The following is a 24,213-nucleotide window of genomic DNA, read 5'->3' as shown; positions in this document are numbered from 1 at the left end:
CGTTCTCCGTATTTAAGTCGGGAACGTGTCAACGCTATTCAGGACGGGTCACCAAAAACAAAAAAGCCCAGGCTGAAGAAGCACACCGACAGCAGCGACCGGTGATGCACCGGCGCCAGCCACAGCGCCGCCATGCTGAGGAACAGGCCTAAGGCAAACAGCAAAATCATCGGGGCGCGCTGGCCGCGAAACAGCAGATCCGAACCCCATCCGGCAAACAGCGCCCCGATCACTCCGCCCAGCTCAAATAGCGTCAGCGTGGTATTGGCGCTCAGCAGGTTGACTTCGTGGGCCTCGGTCAGCCACAGGTTGCCCCAGTCGTTGAGCGCGATGCGGATCAGGTACACCAGCACGTAAGAAGCGCCCAACAGCCAGATGGTGCGATTGGCCAGAATCTGCTGGCGCAAAATATCGCGCATCGACATCGCCGGGCTGTGTTCCTGCTGCCACAGCTCCAGCGGATCGCGCCGCCATTCCCCCACCGTCGGCAGTCCCTGCGCGGCGGGCTTATCGCACAGCCGCCAGCAGAGCCAGATGCCGATCAGAATGCCCATAATCCCCGGCAGCAGCAGCGCAGTCTGCCAGCCCCAGCGCATCGCCAGCCAGCCCGACAGCAGCGGTACCAGCGCGCCGCCCAGATTGATCGAGGTGTTCCAGCAGCCCCACCAGAAACCGCGCTCGTTGCGCGAATACCAGTGGGTGAGCAGCTTGGCGCACGGCGGCCAGCCCCAGCCCTGGAAAAAACCGTTCAGCGTCCATACCAGCAGCAGCGCACTCCACGAGCCGCAGAAGGTAAAGACGATATTCAGTATCCCGGTCGCGATCAGCCCGCCGCCCATAAACCACTGTGCGGGCGTGCGGTCGCTGATCGTGCCGGACAGAAATTTCGATGCGCCGTAGACCAGATAAAACAGCGTACCCAGCAGGCCGATGTCGGCTTTATCCAGCCCCAGTTCCAGCTGCATCACCGGCATCACCTGGCTGATGCTGCGCCGCGTCAGATAAAACGCGGCATAGCCGATCACCATGGTGAACAACAGTCGCGGTCGCCAATAACGGTAGCGCTGGCTAATCTGCTCTGGCGTCAGGGTGATGGCTGCCATGTAAACCTCCGGGTCATCACGGGCTAATATAGGGAAGGCATTACGCCGGGGCATGAGACAAAGTTGGAATGAACCAGGAATTATTCCTGGTCAGGGCGCAGTTTCGCGTGATTTTGTGGGCAAGTTAACAGTTATGCAGGTTCCCGGCGGCGGCGACAGCTGCCAGTCGCCGCCAAGCGCCCGCACCCGCTCCTCGATTCCACGCAGGCCAAAACCGCTGACGACAGGTTCGGTGATCCCGATACCGTCATCGCTGACGCTCAGCGTCAGCAGGCCCGGCTGCTCGTCCAGCGTCACCACCACCTGCCGCGCACCCGCATGTTTGCTGATGTTGTTCAGCAGCTCCTGCACCACGCGATACAGCGTGAAGGTCAGGGTTTCATCCCCAGGAGAGGCGCTGAGCCGGTAATGAAGCTGGAAATCAATGCCGCGATCGGCGAAGGAGAACTCGGCGGCCAGATGCTGTAGCGCTTTATCCAGCGCCATTTCGTCCAGCACCGGCGGGCGAATCTGCCGCAGCAGCTGGCGAGTGGTGTGATGAATACGCCGCGACAGGTCGCTAATCTGCCCCGCGGCCTGCCTGGCCGCCGGTGCATCGCTGCCGCGCGCCACCAGCATTGCCTGGATCTGAATGGCGGTAATGTTCTGGCCGATCTCATCGTGCAGCTCGCGGGCAATGGCTTTACGCACCTGTTCTTCCGTGTCCACCAGCTGTGCCATCAGCCGGTGCCGGGCCTGTAGCTCTTTTTCCAACTGCTGACGATAGCGCTGTAGATGCTGGGCCAGCTGCTGCTGACGGCTGACGGCAATCCCCAGCCCGATGCCGAGCAGCGCCTGGGTGGAGAGAAACAGCTCCAGCTCGCGCAGATCGTGAAACGCGCCGCTGGCCTGCCGGGTCAGGGTGATCAGCACGCTGCCGACGATCGCCGACAGCACCCCGCCCTGCCAGCCAAAGCGGTAGGCCATCACCACGTTGGGCAGGAAAACAAAGATCAGCAGCAGGCGCTCCATATCCGGGGCGATCGATACCTGCACGCAAACGCCGATGGCGAAAATCACCGAGCACCAGATCAGCAGCGAGGTGCGCAGCGGCGGATCGGGCATGCGCTGCGCCAGCATATCGCTAAGATGCTGCTGTTTAAGATATTCATAAATCAGGTAAATAAACGGCGTAAGCAGTACTCCGCCGGTAAAGCTGGCCAGCAGAGTCTGAGTGACCGCTTCCTCCAGCCACGGGCCGATTATCGCACCCTGTAGCAACGTGTTCAGGGTCACCGCCGCCAGCAGCAGGATCAGCCGCTGCCAGTAAAGCGTGTAGCGATGCCACTGAGACTGGCAAAGCCAGGCTGGCAGCACGCTCAGCAGCGGCGACAGCAGCATCACCGGCCGCACGATCAGCTGCTCCAGCTGTAGCCAGCTAATCAGGATCGCTTCCACCAGCAGTAGCGCCGCCCAGTAGCGCTTCGGCAGCAGGATCATCAGCGCCAGATGCAGCCCGGCTGGCAACAGCAGCACCGCCTGCTGGCCGTTCTGGCTCAGCCACAGGCCGATGGTCCACAGCGCCAGCCAGCCGAGAGCGAAGAATAGGGCCAGCATCAGCGATAAAACAATATGGCGCGCCTGCGGCATCAGGTATGGCTCAGCAGCTGATGCTGAAGGGCAAAGTGCACCAGCTCAACGGTGGTCTGGCAGTTCAGCTTGCCCAATACGTTGGCGCGATGAACGTGCACGGTTTTATGGCTGAGCGCCAGCTGGTCGGCAATCGCCTTCACGCTGATGCCGTTAATCAGCAGATCGAACACCTGCTTCTCTCTCGGCGTCAGCGAGGTCAGCTCTTTGGGTACGGGCCGGGTCTGGCGCAGCGCACGCAGCGCATCCGCACACAGGTAAAGCCCGCCGACGCTGACCGAACGCACCGCCTGCACCAGTTCCTCCGGCCCGCAGCGTTTAGTCAGATAGCCGCTGGCCCCGGCATCCACCGCGCTTTGCACAAAGGCGCTGGTGTCATAAATGCTGAGGATAATCGCCCGGAAGCCCGGACGCTGCTGACGCAGCCGGGACAGCAGGCTCAGCCCGCTCTCATCCGGCATCGCAATATCCAGCACCGCTACGTCGAAAGGCTCGCGCAGCAGATGCGGCCAGGCCTCGGCGGCGGAAGCAAACTGGCCTGTCACCTGGATATCGCTTTCCAGGGAGAGAAGCTGAGCAAAACCGGAACGCACCACGATATGGTCGTCGATCAGGGCTACGTTAATCATGATGGATAAACCTGCTGAAAATTTTGTGCATGATGCCCGCCGAACGGGGCGTTGAGCAAATGCGAGCGAGGAAAATGCTGGGGGGTTAACAGTTTAGGCTGAGGGACAAATAAAAACGGCCAGCAAAAGCTGGCCGTCGGGTAGGACAATAATACTTACTTGCTGCCCGGGCGCAGAGCCGGGAACAGGATCACGTCGCGGATGGTGTGGCTGTTGGTAAACAGCATCACCATACGGTCGATACCGATGCCCAGACCGGCCGTTGGCGGCAGGCCGTGCTCCAGCGCGGTGACGTAGTCTTCGTCGTAGAACATCGCTTCGTCATCACCGGCGTCTTTGGCGTTAACCTGCTGCAGGAAACGCTCGGCCTGGTCTTCCGCATCGTTCAGCTCCGAGAAGCCGTTACCGATTTCACGGCCACCGATAAAGAATTCAAAGCGGTCGGTGATTTCCGGGTTCTCGTCGTTGCGGCGCGCCAGCGGCGACACTTCAGCCGGATACTCGGTGATGAAGGTTGGCTGGATCAGATGTGCTTCGGCGGTTTCTTCGAAGATCTCAGTCACCAGACGGCCCAGGCCCCAGCTCTTCTCAACTTTGATGCCGATAGACTGGGCAATCGCCACAGACTTGTCGAAATCGTCGAGATCGGCCAGGTTGGTTTCCGGACGATATTTCAGAATCGCTTCTTTCATCGTCAGTTTTTCAAACGGCTTGCCGAAGTCGAACTCCTGCTCGCCGTAAGGCACAACGGTGTTGCCCAGAATATCCTGCGCCAGGGTACGGAACAGGCTTTCGGTCAGTTCGATCAGATCTTTGTAGTCCGCATAGGCCATATAGAGTTCCATCATGGTGAACTCTGGGTTATGGCGCGGCGAAATACCTTCGTTACGGAAGTTACGGTTGATCTCGAAAACGCGATCGAAGCCGCCCACCACCAGACGCTTCAGGTACAGCTCTGGCGCAATACGCAGGTACATATCAATGTCCAGCGCATTGTGATGGGTGATAAACGGACGGGCAGATGCGCCGCCTGGAATCACCTGCATCATCGGGGTTTCCACTTCCATAAAGTTGCGGTTAACCATGAAGCTGCGGATGCCCGCCATGATTTTTGAACGCACAACGAAGGTATTACGGGAGTCATCGTTACTGATCAGATCGAGGTAGCGCTGACGATAGCGGGTTTCCTGATCGGCAAGGCCGTGGAACTTATCCGGCAGCGGGCGCAGTGCTTTGGTCAGCAGGCGCAGCTCGCTACAGTGGATCGACAGTTCGCCGGTCTTGGTCTTAAACAACTTACCGCGAGCGCCGACGATATCGCCGAGGTCCCACTTTTTGAACTGTTCGTTGTAGATGCCTTCAGCCAGATCGTCACGAGAAACGTACAGCTGAATGCGGCCACCGACGTCCTGCAGCGTCAGGAAAGAGGCTTTACCCATGATGCGGCGGGTCATCATACGGCCAGCGACGCTGACCTCAATGCCCAGCGCTTCCAGCTCTTCGTTTTCCTTGTCGTCAAACTCGGCGTGCAGCGTATCCGAGGTGCGATCGCGGCGGAAGTCGTTCGGGAACGCCACGCCGGTTTCACGCAGCGCGCTGAGCTTTTCGCGACGCGCTTTCAGTTCGTTATTAAGCTCAACTGCTGCATCAGCGGCCTGCGGTTGTTGTTCAGACATGTGAGTTCCTTATAACCCTGCTTTCAAACTTGCTTCGATAAAACGATCCAGATCGCCGTCCAGAACCGCCTGCGTATTCCGCGTTTCTACACTGGTACGCAGATCTTTAATGCGTGAATCATCCAGAACGTAAGAGCGGATTTGACTGCCCCAGCCGATGTCAGACTTGTTGTCTTCCGCCGCCTGCTTGTCAGCATTTTTCTTCTGCATCTCGTATTCATACAGCTTGGCTCGCAGCTGCTTGAATGCCTGATCTTTGTTCTTATGCTGAGAGCGGTCGTTCTGGCACTGCACGACAATGTTGGTCGGTAAGTGAGTAATACGCACCGCCGACTCGGTTTTGTTAACGTGCTGACCACCGGCACCTGAGGCGCGGTAAACGTCAATGCGCAGGTCGGCCGGGTTGATTTCGATATCGATATCGTCTTCAACTTCCGGGTAGATAAACACCGAGCTGAACGAGGTGTGGCGACGGCCGCCGGAGTCGAACGGGCTTTTGCGCACCAGGCGGTGAACGCCGGTTTCAGTACGCAACCAGCCGTAGGCGTAGTCACCGATAATTTTGATGGTAGCGGATTTCGTACCGGCCACTTCACCATCGGACTCTTCGATGATTTCGGTTTTGAAGCCTTTCGCTTCTGCCCAGCGCAGATACATACGCAGCAGCATGCTGGCCCAGTCCTGTGCTTCCGTACCACCGGAACCGGCCTGGATATCCATGTAGCAGTCGGCGCTGTCGTACTGGCCGGAGAACATGCGGCGGAATTCCAGCTCGGCGAGCTTTTTATCTAAGCCATCCAGCTCGGCAACCGCTTCGTTGAAGGTGTCTTCGTCTTCGGCTTCTACCGCCAGTTCCAGCAGGCCGGAAACGTCTTCCAGACCCTGCGACATCTGGTCGAGAGTTTGAACAATGGCTTCTAATGAGGAGCGTTCTTTACCCAGCGCCTGAGCGCGATCGGGTTCATTCCAGACATCAGGCTGTTCAAGCTCAGCGTTTACTTCTTCGAGACGTTCTTTCTTGGCATCATAGTCAAAGATACCCCCGAAGAACGCCGCTGCGCTCAGTGAGATCCTGAATTCGGTTCTTTACCGGATTAATTTCAAACATGGTTTTAGAATCTTTTTAGGTGATCGAAAAGGACGTGAATGTAACGGAGCAGTTTACCTGAAATAGCGTGCAGTTTGTAGTTTTGACCACGCTTTGGCAGCGTAATAATCCCAACTTGCCATAAATGGAGAAAGTAATGAGCGTAACCGGGGCTAAGATGGCATTAACTGTTGCCGGGATGCGGGTGAACGTTGCGGGGCGCACTTTGTTGGGCATTTTTTTCGCTTCAGGTACTGTGCGCGGGTGAACATTACGGGGCGCACTGTGTGGAGCATTTTTCTCGCTTCAAATGCGGAGGCCGGGCGACCGTCAGGGGGCAGAACGCCGGATCGCCGTGAACACGTCCGTGTGGGCTTGGCTGCGGCATCCTTGCCGCAGACATCCGGCTTATCTGCCCCCTGACGTTCACCTTCCGAATTACCGTATCGCTTTGAGTTTGCCCCGTTACGTTCACCTTTTCAGATATCGTATCGCTTCGGGTTTGGCCCGTTACGTTTACAGTTTAAGACGGCAATCGGCACTGAAATACGAAACCAACTTCTGGCCCCTGGAATACACCCAGGCAAATGTGAACACCCTGTTTACTTGCAGCAAACCCATTGCCGGTGAGCAATCGGTGACGGGCGGGTTCGCGGACCGTTGAGCGCAGGGATGCGCGAACCGAGCCCACACGGACGTGTTCACGGCGCGTCCGCGAACCCGCCCGTCACCGATACGCCGGACACAGAATCAGCCGCGACCAAACACGGCCAACACCGATACGCCAGCCCCATAATCAGCCGCGAATTAACCCGCCCCGCTATAACGCCCACAGATGATCGATAATCAACTGCACATTACGATTACCGCGAAACTCATTCACATCCAGCTTATAAGCCAGCTCCACATGCCTCACGCTTGGATCGGGCCACAGCGCGGTATCAATATTAAACGCGATACCGTCCAGCAGCGGACCACCGCCCATCGGTTCCAGCATCATCTTCAAATGACGCTCGCCCACCAGCTTCTGCTGCAACAGCTTAAACTTACCGTCAAACGTTGGCTCCGGGAACGCCTGCCCCCACGGACCCGCGTCACGCAGCAGCTCGGCGGTCGGCAGCGTCAGCTCCTGCGCCATCAGCTCGCCGTCACTCCACACCACGCCCTGTAACGACTCCGCATCCAGCAAATCGGCAACCAGCTCGGCAAAACGCTGGCGAAACTCGTCAAATTTGGCCTCTTCCAGTGACAGACCCGCAGCCATGGCATGGCCACCAAATTTGATAATCAGCCCGGGATTCAGCGTATCCAGCCGCTCGAGTACGTCACGCATATGCAGCCCCGAAATGGATCGACCGGAACCTTTTAGCGTACCGTCACCCGCCGGGGCAAACGCGATCACCGGCCTGTGGAAGCGCTCCTTCAGACGTGAAGCCAGAATGCCTACCACGCCCTGGTGCCACTCCGAATGGTACATGGCAATACCCAGCGGCAGCGCATCGCTACTCTGCTCAAGACTATTGCACAACGCCAACGCTTCGGACTGCATGCCCTGTTCAATTTCTTTCCGCGTCTGGTTCAATGCGTCCAGCTCAGCCGCAAGCATTCGCGCCTGGCCCAGATCTTCACTCAGCAACAGCGCAACACCGACCGACATATCATCAAGCCGACCGGCGGCATTTAAGCGCGGCCCCAGCGCGAAACCCAAATCGCTGGCTGCCAGCTTGCTGGCATCGCGATTGGCGATTTCCAGCAGGGCGCGAATACCCGGACGGCATTTGCCCGCGCGAATACGGCTCAGACCCTGCCAGACCAGAATACGGTTATTGGCATCCAGCGGCACCACGTCGGCGACCGTACCCAACGCGACCAGATCCAGCCACTCGGCCAGATTCGGTAACGTTGCCACACCGCTGTCGCGCAGCCGCGCACGCAGAGCCAGCATTAAGTAGAAAGCAACACCGACGCCAGCCAGCGCCCGCGAAGGGAATTCGCAGTCGCTGAGATTAGGATTAACGATGGCATCCGCCGCAGGCAGCGATTCCCCCGGCAGATGGTGATCGGTCACGACCACCTGGATGCCTTTCTGATGCGCCAGCTCCACGCCGGCGTGTGAGGAAATGCCGTTATCCACGGTAACAATCAGCTGTGCACCACGGGCGGCGGCCTGTTCGACAACTTCCGGGCTGAGGCCGTAACCATCATCAAAACGGTTCGGCACCAGATATTTGATATTGCGCCCGCCCATAGCGCGCAGCGCCAGCACCGTCAGCGCCGTACTGGTTGCGCCGTCGGCATCAAAGTCACCGACGATCACAATGCACAAATCGTCGGCCAGCGCCCGCTGGAGGATATCAACGGCGCGATCGATGCCGCTAAGCGAATGGAATGAATGCAGATTTTTGGCACCGCGCTCCAGGGCGACGGCTTCTGTCACGCCGCGCTGGGCATAAAGACGACGCAGTAACGGGTTTAAATCGGCAGGAAGTGCAGCAGCATCCGCCGCCTGACGGCGACGGAGTTCGGTTTTAGCTTTGTGCAAAATCAGCCACCGTTTTTCTGGCTGTCGAGGTATTTCTTCATGTCCTGTGGCCCCTGATAGCCAGGGATCATGGCACCGTTTTGCAGCAGAATGGCCGGAGTACCCTGAATACCGAACAGAATGCCGAGCTTGTACTGCTGGCCGATATCCACTTTGCAATCCGCAGGCTGCACTTCTTCACCTTTCATTGCGGCATCAAATGACTTACGACGATCGGCGGTGCACCAGATCGACTTCATCTCTTTCGCTACCTGCCCGTTCATCCCTTCGCGCGGGAAAGCCAGATAGCGTACGGTAATACCCAACGCGTTGTAGTCGGCCATCTGCTCGTGCAGTTTGCGGCAGTAGCCGCAGGTAATATCGGTAAAGACGGTAATGACGTGCTGCTCTTTCGCCGCCTTGTAGACAATCATGTCCTTGCTCAGCGCTTCGACTTTCTTTTCCAGCAGCTGATTGGTGACGTTGACCGGCTGCGCGCCGCTGACGTCATACAGAGGACCCTGCATAAAATGCTTACCGTCTTCGGTGACGTACAGCACGCCGCTTTCCGACAGAACGGTTTTGAAGCCCGGCAGCGGCGACGGCTGAATTTCCGTTTGCTGCAGGCCAAGACGATTCAGCGACTGCTGGATTGCCGCATCGTCAGCGTGGGCCAGTCCAGCGATCGACGCGATCAGAAAAGAAAGTAACAGGCGGGTCTTCATTTTATATCCTTATAGGCTCCTGAAAGGAGCCATATTGTCAATCACTTAAGCACGCGGGTGATGCTGCTGATGCAGCTGGCGCAGACGTTCTGTCGCCACGTGCGTATAAATCTGGGTCGTTGAAAGATCGCTGTGCCCCAGTAACATCTGTACGACACGCAAATCCGCGCCGTGGTTCAGAAGATGGGTCGCAAAAGCATGACGCAACACGTGCGGCGACAGCTTTTCACTGTCGATCCCCGCCAGTGTGGCGTAATGTTTGATACGATGCCAGAAGGTTTGTCGGGTCATATGCTGCGCGCGGTTGCTGGGGAAAAGCACATCCAGCGCCTGTCCATTTAGCAGCCACGGGCGACCATATTCAATAAACCGTTCTATCCAGTATATCGCCTCTTCGCCCATCGGCACCAGCCGCTCCTTGTTGCCTTTACCGATCACCCGCACCACGCCCTGCCGCAGACTCACGTCGCTCAGCGTCAGTCCCACCAGCTCGCTGACGCGCAGACCGGTGGCATACAGCAGTTCCAGCATGGCTTTATCACGTAGCTCGATCGGTTGTTCTTCGCCGGGTGCCTGAAGCAGTCGGTCAACCTGTTCCTCCGAAAGATCCTTCGGCAAACGCTGCGGCAGTTTGGGGGATGACAGCAGTGCGCTCGGGTCGTCAGCACGCAGCTTTTCACGATAGAGATACTGGAACAGGCGCCGCATGGCACTTAGCAAGCGTGCCGAGCTGCTGGCCTTATAGCCGCCTTCCAGCCTTTCGGCGAGGAAGCTTTGCAAATTAACGGTATCCACGTCCAGCAGCGTCAGCTGTTGGCCGGCGAGCCAGTCGGTCATCGATCGCAAATCGAGCCGATAGGAGATGACGGTATTTTTCGCCAGATTGCGCTCGATCCACAGGGCATCGAGAAATTGTTCAATCAGATCGCTGTCCTGCACGCTATTTCCTCCAGGTCAGGGTTTACGGCGATTATGCCTTATTGTTACCCATATCTGGTATTATCGCTGCCATGCCTGAAGAAAAATGAGTTTTACTTCCATGAATATTGGTCTGTTTTACGGCTCCAGCACCTGTTACACCGAGATGGCGGCCGAGAAAATTCGCGATTTTATCGGCGAAGATTTGGTGACTCTGCATAACCTGAAAGATGATTCGCCGCTGCTGATGGAGCAGTATGATTTGTTAATTCTGGGTATCCCCACCTGGGATTTTGGTGAATTGCAGGAGGACTGGGAAGCGATTTGGACCGATCTGCCAAACCTGAATTTACGCGGTAAAATCGTCGCACTTTATGGCATGGGCGATCAGGGCGAATACAGCGAATGGTTCCTGGATGCGCTTGGCATGCTGCATGAAGTACTGGCTCCGATTGGCGTTCAGTTCGTCGGCCGCTGGCCGATTGAGGGCTACGAGTTTACCAGCAAAAAACCGCTGACCGCCGACGGCCAGCAGTTTGTCGGCCTGGCGCTGGATGATGTGAATCAGTTTGAGCACACCGATGAGCGTATCGCCCAATGGTGTGAGCAGATCCTGACGGAAATGGCCGAGCTGCTTTAACGCCTATCTGCGGGCCGACCGCTACGACGGTCAGCCCGTTACCGTGCTATTTCCACAGGCGGAAACGATCGTCCGGTTCTTTGTCGTCTTTCTCTGCGCCCTGCACCGCTTTCTTCGCGGTCGGCATAGACAGCCCGTACCAGTCAATATGACGGGTCAGAACCATCACCGCCGCCAGCGCAATCGCCAGTACCCCGGTTCCCAGCAGCAAGGCGCTGTCTTCCGATTGCAGCAGCTGCCATAACACGGCGTCCAGAACCAGCAGCCCGGCAACAAAGCTCAGACTGCGCCGCCATCCCTGCAATACCGCCTGTAAATAGAAACCGTTTATTGCTGCGCAGGTCAGGCTGGCACTGAGCCAGGCAAGGTTGAAGCCAATATGCTCTGAGAGCGCCAGCAGCACCAGAAAGAACATCACCAATGACAGACCAACCAACAGGTACTGCATCGGGTGTACGCGCAGCGCGGTCAGCGTCTCAAAGAGGAAGAATGCCATAAAGGTCAGCCCAATCAGCAGGATGGCATATTTCACCGCACGATCGGTTAGTTGATACTGGTCAACCGGGTTAATCACCATCGAACTAAAAGCGGGCAGCGTGGCGCTGCGGACTTCAGCATCATCAGAAAAGCGCGAATTGAGATTATTTGCGAACCAGGAACTCTGCCAGTTGGCAGTGAATCCCTGCGATGTAATCTGGCGTTTCTCGGGCAGGAAGCTGCCGGTGAACCCCGGATGCGGCCAGTTACTTTGCAGTTCAAATGCGCTGTTTTTGCCTAGCGGTACGACTTCCAGCTCCCGCGTTCCCATCAGCTTTATTGAAAAACTCAGCGCCAGGCTTTTCTTTTGCAGCAGCGACTGCGGCAGCACGGCATGCAGCCCCTCGCCGTCCTGGCCAAACTGGCTGCCGGGCTGGAAATCAAGTTCCTGACCTTCAATTTGCAGCGGCGTTACGCTGGCTATGCCGCGCGAATCACCAAGCACAATGGTCAGCCAGGGCTGGCCCAACACGATCCCCGGTTTGTTTAACAGATCGCGGATGCGTTCACCGTCGAAACTGGCACTGACGGCCATACCTGAGCGCCACAGCTGCCCCTGATAGATCCCAACGCTGCGCGACTCCACCACCTGCTGCGCGCCAATCTTCAGCTGTTCCGGCAAATAAAATCGGTGATGCTTTTCCTCAACCAGCACTTCCTTATCGTCCTTCATTACTTTACGTGTTTCCGTCCACGGCACGACAATCAGCGGGCCCAGCACGCGCTGTGGGCCGCTGGTACTTTGGCTTAGCGTTTGCGCCACGCTGTCCCGCCAGCTGGCGCGCTCAGCAATGAGTGAGTTGAGCATACTGAGCGGCACCAGTAAAAGGAGTAAACAGCCGATCAGCGTGATGACCTTCCAGAACAAAGCAGATTTCAACATGGTTTTTTCTCCTGAGTTAATGACGCAGAAGATAGGCCTGTCGTATGGGGGGAGAATGAAGTTGTGTGAAGAGAAGGTGAAGTCAGGGCTGTTTTTTTAACGTCAGGCTGGCAAAAACGCCGCCCTCGGCTAAATTCAGCAGCGTTATGCTGCCCTGATGCAGGCGAGCCACCTCGCGAACGAACGCCAGCCCAAGCCCGCTGCTTTTCTCACCGTTGCTGCGCGGCAGAGAATAAAATCGGTCGAAGATATACGGCTCCGCGTACGCCGGTATTCCGCTACCGCTGTCAATAATCTGAATGGCCACCGTACTGTCCTGGTTCTCAGCACGCAGCACTACGTTTCCTCCCGGCGGCGTGAAATCCAGTGCGTTATCCAATAAATTTGCCAACGCCTGCTCCAGCAGCAGCCGGTCGGCGAAAGCCTCCAGACCCTCCAGGCTGTCGGTTTCAATATGCACATTTTTACCCTGCGACTGCACGACTCGGCTGTCACGCAATGCGTTCATTAACGGCAGTAAATCGATGGGCTGGCGTGAAATCTCAGGGCGGTTTTCCAGCCGCGCCTGGCGCAGAAGATTATCAATCAACCGCTGCATACGGGCATTTTGCTGAAGAATATTGGCGGAAAATTGCCGGGTAACCTCTGGCGGTGGCAGCTCCTGAATGATTTCCGCAGCCCCACGAATTGCCGCCAGCGGGCTTTTCAATTCGTGGGTTAAGGCATGGGCGTAATGCTCAATATAGCGCTTGCCCTCCAGTTTGAGCCTCATGCTTTCCAGCGCCCGTGCCAGCTTACGCAGTTCGCTGCTGTTCATCGCGGGCAGCGGTAGCTGTTCACCGTCGGTGACTGAATCGGCATAGCGCACCAGCCTGCCCACCGAACGGTTAATCCACAAAACAAAAGCCAAACCAATCAAAAGGGCAATGCCTAAAAGAGCAGCCCCGGCCCAAAGAATGCGGCGCTCGCTGCGGCGAATCACCGGTTCCATCGTGCTGTTGGCTTTACCCACGCTGAGCACGCCAATCAACCGCCCATCTTCCCGCACCGGCGCAGCGACATACATTACCGTGCTGTTTTCATCTTCAGGATCGGTCGGGCTGCTGCGTGCGCCATAGCGCCCGCGCAGGGTCAGCCAGACATCGTTCCATTGCGAATAGTCCTGCCCCAGAGCCACACCCGCGGAATCAAACACCACCATTCCCTTTGCATCAGTCAGATAAACGCGATACTCATTGCGGGTTTTGGTAATACCGCTGATGTTGGCCGCCACCCGGTAGTTAGCCAGCTGCGAAAAAGCCTGCGCCAGCTGACCATGCTGCGGATTCCCGCTCAGCATATCGCTACGGGCGAACTGAGCCAGAAGCGTGGCAGTATCCACCAGCATCCCTTCCGTTGCACGACGTACGCCGGGTTTAACTTCCTGCAGAAAAATATTGAGCACAAACCATGCCGCGATCGCCACAATCAGAAAGTAACCCAGCAGCAGGCGCATGCCGATTTTCATCAGCCAGCCACCAGACTGTAGCCAAGGCCCCGATGGGTCATCAGGACCGCTTCATTTGGATTAATGTCACGCAGTTTGGCCCGCAGCGTTTTAATGTGGGTATCGACGGTGCGTTCCATACTCTCCTCTGCACCCTGCCACACCAGATCCATCAACTGCTGGCGTGAAAAAACCCGACCGGGTGCGGTCAGCAGCGTTTTCAACAGTAGAAATTCGTAACGCGTCAGTACCAGCGGACACTGGTGCCAGGTAATGCGGGCCGCAGGTTCATCAAGCACAAAGCGGCCAACGGTGCGCAGTCCTGACTGAGCAATGCGCTGCTGCTTTTGCAAACGCTTAAGAAGCGTGCGTACCCTGGCGCAGACTTCGCGAGGAGAAAACGGTTTGGCCACATAATCGTCGGCACCGATCTCTAACCCCAGCAGCCTGTCGTTCTCTTCACTCCTTGCGGTCAGAAACAGCACGGGAAGATCCGGCTGCTTTGCCAGCAGCTGACGGCAAAGCTCAAAGCCATTGATATCAGGCAGGCCAACATCAAGGATCACCAGATCGGGCGGCTGCTGTTGCAGCGCCTCCAGCAGCGGCAGCCCACGGGAAAACCAGCGCGGGGTAAAGCCTTCCTGCTGCAGTACATAGAGCAGGGTGTCCGCAATTGCGGCTTCATCTTCAGCCAGCCATACAGTGGCGCTACTCATTACCCGGTTCCTTCAGCATCAATAACTGCTGCCGCAGCAGACGCCACTCGGCGTTCTCCATACTGTCGATGCCAAGCCACAGCCACTCGCGCTTCCCCTCTGCTGAGCGTAACGGCAGTAGAATCGCCCAACGCCCAATCCAGGGTTTTGCAACGAGAAACCACTGTTTCCGCCGCCAGTGAAACTGTCTTGTGGACAGCAGTTCAATGGGCCCGACACGTGAAAGGATGCGCCGCTGACTGCGGATACTCTCCATAAGCACCAGCGTCAATAGCGCGATCCAAACCAGGGTATAGCTGCCGGGCCAGGGGATCAGCAACAGCAGCAAAATCACTGCGCCGTGTATCAGCAAAGACTGCCACTGTGCCGCCCAGGAAACTCTCAGTTCACATCGCCACAGGACCACGTTGCTGATTTCTCTCCTGAATCAGTGCCACCATTCGCCTAAGCTCAGGATCGGCCGGCGCTCCATGGTTCATCAGCCAGTTAAACAGATCAGGATCGTCGCTCTCCAGCAGACGAACGAACACTTTTTTGTCACTGTCGCTCAGCGAATCAAACTCATACTCAAAAAAAGGCATGATTGAGATGTCGAGCTCCCGCATGCCGCGACGACATGCCCAGTGAATGCGTGATTTATTGGTAATATCCATGTTACTCAGCGTCAGTTAATCAAACAGGCTTCCAGTGTACCCCTTTTTACCCCGCTGTTGATGCAGCAATTTATAGCTTGCGAGACATCACGCAAAGCTTGCAGGGTTATCACGCCTTTTGTGCCGCTTTTGCCGGAAACTGGTTGCAAAGCAATGCGTCTCTCTTAACATGAGAAGTATTGTTAATATTTTTCAATTCAGGACTGAATCATGCCAATTATTGCTTTTCCTCCTCGCCAGCCACAGGCATCCGCGCAGCTTCCACTGACGCTGATTTCACTGGAAGAGTGGGCGCTGGTTACCGCCACGGGCCAGGACCGGGTGAGCTATCTGCAGGGACAGGTGACGCTGGATGTGGCAGCGCTGGGAGCCGATCGCCATCTGCCTGCCGCCCACTGCGATGCGAAAGGTAAAATGTGGAGTACGCTGCGCCTGTTCCATCGCGGAGAAGGGCTGGCCTATATTGAGCGCCGCAGCCTGCGTGATACCCAACTGACTGAATTGAAGAAGTATGCCGTATTCGCCAAAGTGACCCTGGCCGCCGACGATGAGTCGGTGCTGCTCGGTCTGGCGGGCGAACAGGCGCGTGAAGCACTGGCGGAGATTTACGCCGTGCTGCCGGATGCCGATGCGCCGGTCGTCCAGCAGGATGAAAGCACGCTGCTGTGGTTCGATCTGCCCGCCGAACGTTTTCTGTTGGTGACCAGTGAAGGCAAAGCCGCTGAGATCCAGCAAAAGCTGGCCGATAAAGCCGCATTGAACAACAGCAATCAGTGGCTGGCGCTGGATATCGAGGCCGGTTTCCCGATTATCGATGCGGCCACCAGCGCGCAGTTGATTCCACAGGCGACCAATGTTCAGGCACTGAACGGCATCAGCTTTAAAAAAGGCTGCTACACCGGTCAGGAAATGGTGGCACGCGCCAAGTTTCGCGGTGCCAATAAGCGCGCACTTTACTGGCTGGCAGGCAAAGCGGGTAGCGTTCCCGAAGCTGACAGCGCGCTGGAAATGCAGATGGGTGAAAACTGGCGGCGCACCGGTACGATTCTGGCAGCCTGCCAGCTTGAAACGGGCGAAGTCTGGGTGCAGGCGGTGCTGAATAACGATCTGGAAGCCGATACGATTCTGCGCGTACAGGGTGACGAAGGCGGTAAACTGACCATTCAGCCGCTGCCGTACGAGATCACCGCCGGCTGATTACGTACAGGCTGGCCGGGAACCGGCCAGCCTGTTTTACATGACGTAAAGGTAGATAGCGAAGAAGTGGCACAGGCTGCCGCCCAGAACAAAACCGTGCCAGATGGCATGATTGTAGGGTATGCGCTTCGCCACGTAGAAAATCACCCCCAGCGAATAAATCACGCCCCCCGCCGCTAAAAGCCCCACGCTGCCCGCAGGCAGTTTCGTTACCATCTGATAGATAACAATCAGCGACAGCCATCCCATCAGCAGATAGGTCACCAGCGACAGCGCCTCAAAACGATGGGCGAAAGCCAGCTTAAAGACGATACCTGCCAGCGCCAGGCTCCAGATCACCACCATCAGGCCGTGAGCCAGCGGTGACTTCAGCCCTACCAGCAGGAAGGGCGTATAGGTACCTGCAATCAGCAGATAAATCGCCGAATGATCGAGTTTTTTCAGCCAGTATTTTGCCCGCTGATGCGGAATGGCATGGTAGAGGGTTGAGGCCAGAAACAGCAGGATCATGCTGCCGCCGTAAAGGCTGTAGCTGGTGATGGCCAGCGCGCTGGCACGGCTTTCAATAGCTTGGGTCAGGAGTAAAACCAGGCCGATAATCCCGAAAAGGCAGCCCACGCCGTGGCTGATGCTGTTGGCAATTTCTTCCGCCAGCGAGTAGCCACGCGTCAGTATTTTTTGATGAACCATATCAGTTCGTTCTCTCTTATTAATCATCATGCGGCCAGCAAAAGCCGTGGTCGATAAATCATCATCAGCCTAGCTGAGAATAATTTCAGAGTACACATGTAAGCTTAAAAAATTCTGTGAAATCCTGTAACACACATTCTCCCGTGTGCCAGGCAAACGTTTCCCTTAAACTATCCGTGAACTTTTATCAGAGAATAAGCGAGTCATTATGTCTGACAGGGTAGCAGCCTTAGATTTCGGTGCGATGACCGAAGTCGTGCAGTTTTTAATGGAATTGGACAAGCTTAAAAGCGTTGAGCGCCGCACCCGGCTGCTTGACAATGCACGGCAGGAGAACTCCGCCGAGCACAGCTGGCATCTGGCGATGGCCGCCATGAGCCTGGCACCTTTTGCCACTGAAACTATTAACGTGCAGCACGCCGTCCAGCTGGCGCTGGTGCATGATGTGGTGGAAATCGATGCCGGAGATGTACTGGTGTATGACCTTGCCGCACGCGAAGCCGTGCAGGAACAGGAAATGGCCGCAGCCGAGCGCATTTTCGGCCTGTTGCCTGCCGCGCAGAGCCAGCAGTTCCGCGCGCTGTGGAACGAATATGAAGACGGGGACACTGCCGAATCGCGCTTTGCTAACATGCTCGACCGCGCGCTGCCGATTATGCTTAACCTGCACAATGAAGGACAGAGCTGGAAAGAAAACGGCATCCGTCTTGAGCAGGTAAAAGCGCGCAACGTGAAGCTGGCCGAGCAGTGGCCGGAACTGTGGAACCATCTGCAACATCATCTGGATAACGCCCACGCCAGAGGCTGGCTGCTGTAGTATCCGGCCCGGAATTGCCCGTATTTATCGGCCCCCTGCCGCGTCAACGATCGTCCCGGTCACGTAGGATGCATCGTTGCTCAGCAGCCAGGCGATAATGCGGGCGATCTCTTCCGGCTGGCCGCCACGCTGCATCGGAATGCCCGACGCCACGCGATCTACCCGCCCCGGCTCACCGCCATCGGCGTGCATCTCCGTGTAGATAAACCCCGGACGCACGCCGTTCACCCGAATTCCCTGCGCCGCTACCTCAAGAGATAAACCTTTGGTCAGCGTATCCATCGCGCCTTTTGAGGCCGCGTAATCAACATATTCTCCCGGTGAGCCCGTGCGAGCCGCGGCGGAAGAGACGTTAACAATCCCTCCCCCCTTACCCCCGTGATGAAAAGCCATGCGTTTAACGGCTTCGCGGCAGCAGATGAAGCTGCCGGTCACATTAGTGGCAAATACCCGATTGATACGCTCCGCCGTCAGCTGTTCCAACGTAGCCTGCTGAAACAGTATCCCCGCATTGTTGACCAGCGCGGTCAGTTGACCCGGATGGCGATCGATTTCAGCAAACATCGCCATCACCTGCGCTTCATCGGACACATCGGCCTGGATGGCGAAAGCCCTGCCGCCCTGACCGGTAATCTGTTCCACCACCTCTTCGGCGGCATCTGCCCGCCGGGCGTAATTAACCGCGACGGTCCAGCCCAGAGTGGCAAGCAGCAAAGAAGTTGAGCGGCCGATACCACGGCTGCCGCCGGTAACCAGAGCGATATTCATTGAACCTCCAGAAAGCAAAAGGGACGACTCAGCGTCGTCCCTTAAGGCTATCACATCAGACCATCAGCCTTATTCGTATTCACTCATCGGCACGCAGGAACAGAACAGATTACGGTCGCCGTAAACATCGTCCAGACGCTTAACCGTTGGCCAGTATTTGTTAGCGCTGCCCGCAGGGAACACGGCCAGCTCGCGGCTGTAAGGATGCTCCCAGCTACCAACGATTTCCATCTGGGTGTGCGGTGCATTAACCAGCGGGTTATCCTCAGCGGGCCACTCGCCCGCCGATACGCGATCGATCTCGGTGCGGATGGAGAGCATCGCATCGATAAAGCGGTCAAGTTCGACTTTGCTCTCTGATTCGGTTGGCTCCACCATCAGCGTTCCCGCCACCGGGAATGACATGGTCGGCGCGTGGAAGCCGTAATCGATCAGGCGCTTGGCGATATCCAGTTCACTGATGCCGGTCTGTTCTTTGAGCGGACGAATATCCAGAATACATTCGTGCGCAACATGACCATCGCGTCCGGTATACAGAATCGGATAGGCCGACTTCAGGCGGGTTGCAATGTAGTTAGCGTTCAGAATCGCCACAGAACTGGCCTGCTTCAGCCCTTCTGCACCCATCATACGAATGTACATCCAGCTGATGGGTAAAATAGAGGCGCTGCCGAACGGTGCTGCGGATACCGCGCCCTGTTCGGTCAACATGCCTTCAATCTGAACCACGCTGTGACCCGGTACAAACGGTGCCAGATGCGCTTTTACGCCAATCGGCCCCATGCCCGGACCGCCGCCGCCGTGCGGAATGCAGAAGGTTTTATGCAGGTTAAGGTGGGAAACATCAGCACCAATATAGCCCGGCGTGGTGATGCCCACCTGCGCGTTCATATTGGCACCGTCCAGATAAACCTGGCCGCCAAACTGATGAACAATCTGACAGACTTCACGAATGGTTTCTTCATACACGCCGTGGGTTGACGGATAGGTGACCATAATGCAGGAGAGCACTTCGCCCGCCTGTTCAGCCTTAAGACGCAGGTCGTGCAGGTCAATATTCCCCTGACGATCGCAGGCTACGACCACAACATCCATGCCTGCCATCTGCGCGGAGGCCGGGTTGGTACCGTGTGCGGAACTCGGGATCAGGCAGATATTGCGGCCGCCTTCGTTACGACTTTCATGATAGCGACGGATCGCCAGCAGACCGGCATATTCACCCTGTGCGCCCGAGTTGGGCTGCATGCACAGCGCATCGTAACCGGTCAGCTGCACCAGCCACTGGGAAAGCTGGCCGATCATCTGTAGATAACCGGTAGCCTGCTCTGCCGGGCAGAACGGGTGCAGCTCGGCAAACTCCGGCCAGGTAATTGGGATCATCTCTGCGGCCGCATTCAGCTTCATGGTGCAGGAGCCCAGCGGGATCATTGCCTGATTCAGCGCCAGATCTTTTCGTTCCAGACTGTGCATATAGCGCATCATCTCAGTTTCGCTGTGATGACGGTTGAACACCGGATGGGTCAGAATGGCATCTTCACGCAGCATCGCTGGCGGAACGGAATGGCTGTCAGCGCTGAGCTGCGCGTCCAGGGCCTCAATGTCCAGACCGTGCTCTTCACCCAGCAGGATAGAGAACAGCGCCGCGACATCTTCGCGACGGGTGGTTTCATCCAGGGTAATCCCCACCGCGTGCAGAATATCAGTACGCAGGTTCACGCCGAAGCTCAGGGCGCGTTCCAGCACCGCCGCTTTATCGGCCACTTCCACCGTCAGCGTGTCAAACCAGCTGTGGTGGCGCAGGGTCAGACCGCCTTTTTGCAGCCCGGCGGCCAGAATATCGGTCAGGCGATGGATGCGCCCGGCAATACGCTTCAGCCCGGCCGGACCGTGGAACACTGCATACAGGCTGGCAATATTGGCCAACAGCACCTGCGAGGTACAGATATTGGAGTTCGCTTTCTCGCGGCGGATGTGCTGCTCGCGAGTCTGCATCGCCATGCGTAGCGCAGTATTTCCGGCAGCATCGCGAGAAACGCCGATGATACGACCAGGCATGGAACGTTTATGTTCGTCACGGGCAGCGAAGAAAGCCGCGTGCGGGCCGCCGTAGCCCATCGGTACGCCGAAACGCTGAGCCGAGCCAAAGACGATATCCGCACCCTGTTTACCCGGTGCCTGTAGCAGCACCAGGGTCATAAAGTCAGCGGCCACGCTGACCACGATCTTTTTGCTTTTCAGTTCGCTAATCAGGCTGCCGTAATCATGCACTTCACCACCGGTACCCACCTGCTGTAACAGCACGCCGAAGATATCCTGCAGCTCAAGCACTTTTTCCGCTTTATCGACCAGCACTTCGAAGCCAAAGGTTTCCGCACGGGTACGCACCACATCCAGCGTCTGCGGATGCACATCATCGGCCACGAAGAAGCGGTTGGCGTTTTTCAGCTTGCTGACGCGTTTCGCCATCGCCATCGCTTCCGCAGCGGCGGTGGCTTCATCCAGCAGTGAGGCGGAGGCAATGTCCAGCCCGGTCAGGTCCAGCGTCAGCTGCTGGAAGTTAAGCAGCGCTTCAAGGCGGCCCTGAGAAACTTCCGGCTGATAAGGGGTGTAGGCGGTGTACCAGCCCGGATTTTCCAGCATGTTACGCAGGATCACCGGCGGCGTCAGAACCGGGGTGTAGCCCATGCCGATATAGGATTTATAACGCAGGTTCTGCGCGGCAATCGCCTTCAGCTCGGCCAGAGCCTGATGTTCGGTCAGCGCATCGCCAATCGGCGGCGGGCTGGGAAGCTGAATATCTGCGGGAACAATCGACGAGATCAGGTCGGTCAGTGAATCTGCGCCGACGGTGTTCAGCATGGCAGCCTGCTGCTCTGGCGAAGGTCCGATATGGCGTTCAATAAACGCGCCGTGATGTTCAAGCTGGCTGAGAGTCTGGGTCATGAGCGGTAAATCCTGCTTCGGGCTTAGTGCGACAAAAGGGTTTCCGGTGATGATTCACCGGCGTCGTCAGCGGCGAAGGCAGAAATTATTCCGTCTTCGCCGCGACCGGTTAAGGCATTACTCTTCGATAGACGCCTGGTAGTCGGCGGCGCTGAGCAAGTCATCCAGTTCGGACTCATTGCTGGCTTTGATTTTGAACAGCCAGCCGTCGCTGTAAGGATCGCTGTTTACCAGCTCCGGCGAAGATTCCAGCTCGCTGTTAACCGCGATAATTTCGCCACTCAGTGGCGCATAGATATCGGAAGCCGCCTTAACGGACTCCGCTACCGCACAGTCGTCGCCCTGAGCGTAGGTATTTCCAACTTCCGGCAGGTCAACAAACACCATGTCACCCAGCAGTTCCTGAGCGTGTTCGGTGATGCCGACGGTGTAGCTGCCATCGGCTTCTTTACGTACCCATTCATGGCTGTCACGATATTTCAGATCGGTTGGTACATTGCTCATCGACGCTCTCCAAAAAAGATAATTCCGTTAAGCGCTCATGCCGCGGGTGCGTTTGGAGCCCCTGCCCGGCATGAACGGGACGGGTAGTTTAAGATTTATTTTGTTACCGGTTTACCGGCACGGACAAAAACAGGTTTAGTGACCTGCACCGGCACTTCGCGGTTGCGAATTTGCACGATGGCCTGTTCACCGATTCCGGCAGGAACGCGTGCCAGCGCGATGCTGTAACCCAACGTTGGGGAGAACGATCCGCTGGTTATGACCCCTTCACGCAGGTTGCCGTCAGCGTCGGTGAAGCGCACCGGCAGTTCGTTACGCAGCACGCCTTTCTCGGTCATCACCAGCCCTACAAGCTGCTCGGTGCCGGTTTTACGCTGGGATTCCAGCGCTTCACGGCCAATAAATTCCCGGTCGGCAGGTTCCCAGGCGATGGTCCAGCCCATATTGGCCGCCAGCGGAGAGACACCTTCATCCATCTCCTGACCGTAGAGATTCATGCCGGCTTCCAGCCTGAGCGTATCGCGTGCTCCCAGCCCCGCGGGCTTGACGCCCGCCGCCAGCAGCCGTTGCCAGAACGACACAACCTGGTCGGAAGGCAGGGCAATTTCGTAACCTGCTTCGCCGGTGTAGCCGGTGGTGGCGATAAACAAATCGCCCGCCTGCACGCCGAAGAACGGCTTCATGCCGCTGACCGCCGCGCGCTGAGTATCATCAAAAAGCGTCTGCGCTTTCTGCTGGGCATTCGGGCCCTGCACCGCCACCAGCGCTAAATCATCACGCTCGTGGATATCGATGCCGTAAGGTGCCGCATGTTCGGTAATCCACGCCAGATCCTTTTCACGGGTGGCAGAGTTCACCACCAGGCGGAAAAAGTCTTCGCTCATAAAGTAAACAATCAGATCGTCAATCACGCCAGCGGAGGCATTCAGCATGCCGGTGTAAAGCGCTTTGCCCGGCTGAGTCAGCTTGGCCACGTCGTTCGCCAGCAGATAGCGCAGGAATTCCCGCGTGCGGGCACCGTGCAGATCGACAATGGTCATATGCGAGACATCGAACATTCCGGCATCAGTGCGTACCGCGTGGTGCTCATCAATCTGCGAACCGTAATGCAGCGGCATCATCCAACCGTGAAAGTCCACCATGCGCGCACCGCAGGCTTGATGCTGTTCGAACAACGGGGTTTGCTGAGTCATAGTCTTCCTGTGCTGTCTGTCCGCCATCCTTGTGGATGCAGGGTGATTGACGCGCCCGTTTACCGCCCGCAGGCGGTCTGACGCAAACGTTATCTTGGCTTTGAACTTACCACCGAAAATGGCAATTAACCATAAGTTAAACGGGGTCGAAATCACAGAACGGCAATAAAGCCCCTGAACTCCCTGCCAGTATCAATCGCTAACAAATCGAAAATATGCATACAAAAACAACAATAAATAGCCTTTAACGCAGATGAATCGCAAAGATTCCGCATTCGATGTATAAAAAACGACTCCGGGAATTTTCTTATCGCATTATTAAAAGTAATGCGATTGCGAGCGTTAAATTAGAATAATTCAAACGAAGCACAATGATGGGGCGGCGGGTGCACCATTGGTGCAAGGGACGTTAAAACGAGGAAAAAGTAACTGAAAAACAACGGACAATTAGGGCTGAGTTAGTTGCGGGTATCACGTGGGATTGATTTTGATGCGCTGGCAATTCTGCGATCGCTGACCCGCCGCTGCGCCTGCCGGTCGGTCCTCGCGCCACGCTTCGCGTGGTGCCTTCGGCTACGGCATCCGGCCTTCCGGACCGGCGGAGACGATACATCCATGTACCGACCCCGCCTGACGCCAGCTTCCCTGCTGCCGTCTCCTGGCCGAATGCCTCCACCTCAGCGCTGCGGATTGGCCGTCTGGCACAGCGGCAGGTCATCTTTCCGGCTATGTGCTGGCTTTTTCATCAGGAATGAAACAATGTTACCCCATTGGAACTAACCAGAGTCTCAATCCTTTATACGAAAACACCGCACTTTTTCAGGCGATGCAGAAGTGACTAAGCGAACCGGCGGCTCCCTCGAACGGGCAATCCGCAGCGCTGAACGGAATGAGGAAG

20 protein-coding genes and 1 pseudogene are annotated in these 24,213 nt (G+C 56.9%); 3 read left to right on the top strand and 18 right to left on the bottom strand.

The window, feature by feature from the left end; translation table 11 throughout:
* Window positions 1-50 precede the first annotated feature (50 nt).
* The 8 genes and pseudogenes from IBT46_RS15140 to xerD all read right to left on the bottom strand — a co-directional run.
* Window positions 51-1,103, bottom strand: a pseudogene (locus IBT46_RS15140) (MFS transporter); the annotation flags it as partial.
* A 90-nt stretch (window positions 1,104-1,193) separates the two neighbouring features.
* Window positions 1,194-2,732 (bottom strand): MASE1 domain-containing protein, encoded by a 1,539-nt coding sequence (locus tag IBT46_RS15135; protein ID WP_200546345.1) that lies wholly within the window; start codon window positions 2,730-2,732, stop codon window positions 1,194-1,196.
* Window positions 2,732-3,361, bottom strand: coding sequence for a response regulator transcription factor (locus IBT46_RS15130; protein ID WP_105593867.1), 630 nt, complete (start codon window positions 3,359-3,361; stop codon window positions 2,732-2,734). Before IBT46_RS15130 ends, IBT46_RS15135 begins: the two co-directional genes overlap by 1 nt.
* A 155-nt stretch (window positions 3,362-3,516) precedes the next feature.
* A complete protein-coding gene (gene lysS / locus IBT46_RS15125) occupies window positions 3,517-5,037 on the bottom strand; it encodes a lysine--tRNA ligase (RefSeq protein ID WP_200546344.1) in 1,521 nt (506 codons plus the stop codon).
* 9 nt (window positions 5,038-5,046) lie between these two features.
* Window positions 5,047-6,145, bottom strand: a protein-coding gene (gene prfB / locus IBT46_RS15120) for a peptide chain release factor 2 (protein WP_200546343.1) whose coding sequence is annotated in 2 segments (ribosomal slippage) — window positions 5,047-6,069 and window positions 6,071-6,145 — 1,098 coding nt in all. Because the reading frame shifts where the segments join, the coding sequence is not laid out codon by codon here.
* Window positions 6,146-6,944: 799 nt separating this feature from the next.
* On the bottom strand, window positions 6,945-8,666 hold the full coding sequence (gene recJ, locus IBT46_RS15115) for a single-stranded-DNA-specific exonuclease RecJ (RefSeq protein ID WP_200546342.1): 1,722 nt from the start codon (window positions 8,664-8,666) through the stop codon (window positions 6,945-6,947).
* Window positions 8,667-8,668: 2 nt separating this feature from the next.
* Window positions 8,669-9,370 carry a bifunctional protein-disulfide isomerase/oxidoreductase DsbC gene (gene dsbC, locus IBT46_RS15110; protein WP_105592332.1) on the bottom strand — a complete coding sequence of 234 codons (702 nt, stop codon included), beginning with the start codon at window positions 9,368-9,370 and terminating at the stop codon, window positions 8,669-8,671.
* A 45-nt stretch (window positions 9,371-9,415) separates the two neighbouring features.
* The gene (gene xerD / locus IBT46_RS15105; protein ID WP_105592333.1) at window positions 9,416-10,309 is read right to left on the bottom strand and encodes a site-specific tyrosine recombinase XerD; all 894 of its coding nucleotides are present in this window, start codon (window positions 10,307-10,309) and stop codon (window positions 9,416-9,418) included.
* 100 nt (window positions 10,310-10,409) lie between these two features.
* On the opposite strand from xerD, the gene fldB reads away from it, so the two are divergent.
* The gene (fldB, locus tag IBT46_RS15100; RefSeq protein WP_200546353.1) at window positions 10,410-10,928 is read left to right on the top strand and encodes a flavodoxin FldB; all 519 of its coding nucleotides are present in this window, start codon (window positions 10,410-10,412) and stop codon (window positions 10,926-10,928) included.
* 46 nt (window positions 10,929-10,974) lie between these two features.
* Here fldB and creD read toward each other — a convergent pair whose 3' ends face one another.
* The 5 genes from creD to sdhE all read right to left on the bottom strand — a co-directional run bounded on the left by creD (window position 10,975) and on the right by sdhE (window position 15,203).
* Window positions 10,975-12,348 carry a cell envelope integrity protein CreD gene (gene creD, locus IBT46_RS15095; RefSeq protein ID WP_200546341.1) on the bottom strand — a complete coding sequence of 458 codons (1,374 nt, stop codon included), beginning with the start codon at window positions 12,346-12,348 and terminating at the stop codon, window positions 10,975-10,977.
* 82 nt (window positions 12,349-12,430) lie between these two features.
* Window positions 12,431-13,855 (bottom strand): two-component system sensor histidine kinase CreC, encoded by a 1,425-nt coding sequence (gene creC / locus IBT46_RS15090; protein ID WP_200546340.1) that lies wholly within the window; start codon window positions 13,853-13,855, stop codon window positions 12,431-12,433.
* On the bottom strand, window positions 13,855-14,550 hold the full coding sequence (gene creB, locus IBT46_RS15085) for a two-component system response regulator CreB (RefSeq protein ID WP_105592337.1): 696 nt from the start codon (window positions 14,548-14,550) through the stop codon (window positions 13,855-13,857). Before creB ends, creC begins: the two co-directional genes overlap by 1 nt.
* Entirely contained in the window at window positions 14,543-14,956 is a 414-nt protein-coding gene (locus tag IBT46_RS15080; protein ID WP_200546339.1) for a protein YgfX, read from the bottom strand. The genes creB and IBT46_RS15080 overlap by 8 nt, the downstream gene beginning before the upstream one ends.
* Window positions 14,937-15,203, bottom strand: coding sequence for an FAD assembly factor SdhE (sdhE, locus tag IBT46_RS15075; RefSeq protein ID WP_200546338.1), 267 nt, complete (start codon window positions 15,201-15,203; stop codon window positions 14,937-14,939). The genes IBT46_RS15080 and sdhE overlap by 20 nt, the downstream gene beginning before the upstream one ends.
* A 210-nt stretch (window positions 15,204-15,413) precedes the next feature.
* On the opposite strand from sdhE, the gene ygfZ reads away from it, so the two are divergent.
* Window positions 15,414-16,400: a tRNA-modifying protein YgfZ gene (gene ygfZ / locus IBT46_RS15070; protein ID WP_200546337.1), complete on the top strand. Its 987-nt coding sequence runs from the start codon at window positions 15,414-15,416 to the stop codon at window positions 16,398-16,400.
* 36 nt (window positions 16,401-16,436) lie between these two features.
* On the opposite strand, the gene IBT46_RS15065 is transcribed toward ygfZ, so the two are convergent.
* Complete coding sequence (locus IBT46_RS15065; protein WP_200546336.1) at window positions 16,437-17,090, bottom strand: hemolysin III family protein; 654 nt, start codon at window positions 17,088-17,090, stop codon at window positions 16,437-16,439.
* A 208-nt stretch (window positions 17,091-17,298) separates the two neighbouring features.
* Between IBT46_RS15065 and IBT46_RS15060 the strand changes: the two genes are divergently transcribed.
* Window positions 17,299-17,907, top strand: coding sequence for an HD domain-containing protein (locus IBT46_RS15060; RefSeq protein WP_200546335.1), 609 nt, complete (start codon window positions 17,299-17,301; stop codon window positions 17,905-17,907).
* A gap of 24 nt (window positions 17,908-17,931) precedes the next feature.
* Here IBT46_RS15060 and IBT46_RS15055 read toward each other — a convergent pair whose 3' ends face one another.
* The 4 genes from IBT46_RS15055 to gcvT form a co-directional block, all read right to left on the bottom strand.
* The gene (locus tag IBT46_RS15055) at window positions 17,932-18,675 is read right to left on the bottom strand and encodes an SDR family oxidoreductase (protein WP_105592343.1); all 744 of its coding nucleotides are present in this window, start codon (window positions 18,673-18,675) and stop codon (window positions 17,932-17,934) included.
* A 69-nt stretch (window positions 18,676-18,744) separates the two neighbouring features.
* Window positions 18,745-21,618, bottom strand: a complete 2,874-nt coding sequence (gene gcvP / locus IBT46_RS15050; RefSeq protein ID WP_200546334.1) for an aminomethyl-transferring glycine dehydrogenase — start codon at window positions 21,616-21,618, stop codon at window positions 18,745-18,747.
* Window positions 21,619-21,735: 117 nt separating this feature from the next.
* Window positions 21,736-22,122 carry a glycine cleavage system protein GcvH gene (gcvH, locus tag IBT46_RS15045; protein ID WP_200546333.1) on the bottom strand — a complete coding sequence of 129 codons (387 nt, stop codon included), beginning with the start codon at window positions 22,120-22,122 and terminating at the stop codon, window positions 21,736-21,738.
* A gap of 95 nt (window positions 22,123-22,217) precedes the next feature.
* Window positions 22,218-23,315 carry a glycine cleavage system aminomethyltransferase GcvT gene (gene gcvT / locus IBT46_RS15040; protein WP_200546332.1) on the bottom strand — a complete coding sequence of 366 codons (1,098 nt, stop codon included), beginning with the start codon at window positions 23,313-23,315 and terminating at the stop codon, window positions 22,218-22,220.
* Window positions 23,316-24,213: the final 898 nt, after the last annotated feature.

This window comes from Erwinia sp. S38 (assembly GCF_016624545.1).
Lineage (GTDB): Bacteria > Pseudomonadota > Gammaproteobacteria > Enterobacterales > Enterobacteriaceae > Erwinia > Erwinia coffeiphila.
The sequence above is the reverse complement of the archived record's forward strand: the minus strand, read 5'-3'. Positions and strand labels throughout refer to the sequence as shown.

What these genes read in the sequence shown, in the direction of transcription:
- IBT46_RS15135 (WP_200546345.1), bottom strand. Translation starts at nt 2,732, where the DNA reads ATGCCGCAGGCGCGCCATATTGTTTTATCGCTGATGCTGGCCCTATTC.
- IBT46_RS15130 (WP_105593867.1), bottom strand. Translation starts at nt 3,361, where the DNA reads ATGATTAACGTAGCCCTGATCGACGACCATATCGTGGTGCGTTCCGGT.
- lysS (WP_200546344.1), bottom strand. Translation starts at nt 5,037, where the DNA reads ATGTCTGAACAACAACCGCAGGCCGCTGATGCAGCAGTTGAGCTTAAT.
- dsbC (WP_105592332.1), bottom strand. Translation starts at nt 9,370, where the DNA reads ATGAAGACCCGCCTGTTACTTTCTTTTCTGATCGCGTCGATCGCTGGA.
- fldB (WP_200546353.1), top strand. Translation starts at nt 10,410, where the DNA reads ATGAATATTGGTCTGTTTTACGGCTCCAGCACCTGTTACACCGAGATG.
- creD (WP_200546341.1), bottom strand. Translation starts at nt 12,348, where the DNA reads ATGTTGAAATCTGCTTTGTTCTGGAAGGTCATCACGCTGATCGGCTGT.
- creC (WP_200546340.1), bottom strand. Translation starts at nt 13,855, where the DNA reads ATGAAAATCGGCATGCGCCTGCTGCTGGGTTACTTTCTGATTGTGGCG.
- creB (WP_105592337.1), bottom strand. Translation starts at nt 14,550, where the DNA reads ATGAGTAGCGCCACTGTATGGCTGGCTGAAGATGAAGCCGCAATTGCG.
- sdhE (WP_200546338.1), bottom strand. Translation starts at nt 15,203, where the DNA reads ATGGATATTACCAATAAATCACGCATTCACTGGGCATGTCGTCGCGGC.
- ygfZ (WP_200546337.1), top strand. Translation starts at nt 15,414, where the DNA reads ATGCCAATTATTGCTTTTCCTCCTCGCCAGCCACAGGCATCCGCGCAG.
- IBT46_RS15065 (WP_200546336.1), bottom strand. Translation starts at nt 17,090, where the DNA reads ATGGTTCATCAAAAAATACTGACGCGTGGCTACTCGCTGGCGGAAGAA.
- IBT46_RS15060 (WP_200546335.1), top strand. Translation starts at nt 17,299, where the DNA reads ATGTCTGACAGGGTAGCAGCCTTAGATTTCGGTGCGATGACCGAAGTC.
- IBT46_RS15055 (WP_105592343.1), bottom strand. Translation starts at nt 18,675, where the DNA reads ATGAATATCGCTCTGGTTACCGGCGGCAGCCGTGGTATCGGCCGCTCA.
- gcvP (WP_200546334.1), bottom strand. Translation starts at nt 21,618, where the DNA reads ATGACCCAGACTCTCAGCCAGCTTGAACATCACGGCGCGTTTATTGAA.
- gcvH (WP_200546333.1), bottom strand. Translation starts at nt 22,122, where the DNA reads ATGAGCAATGTACCAACCGATCTGAAATATCGTGACAGCCATGAATGG.
- gcvT (WP_200546332.1), bottom strand. Translation starts at nt 23,315, where the DNA reads ATGACTCAGCAAACCCCGTTGTTCGAACAGCATCAAGCCTGCGGTGCG.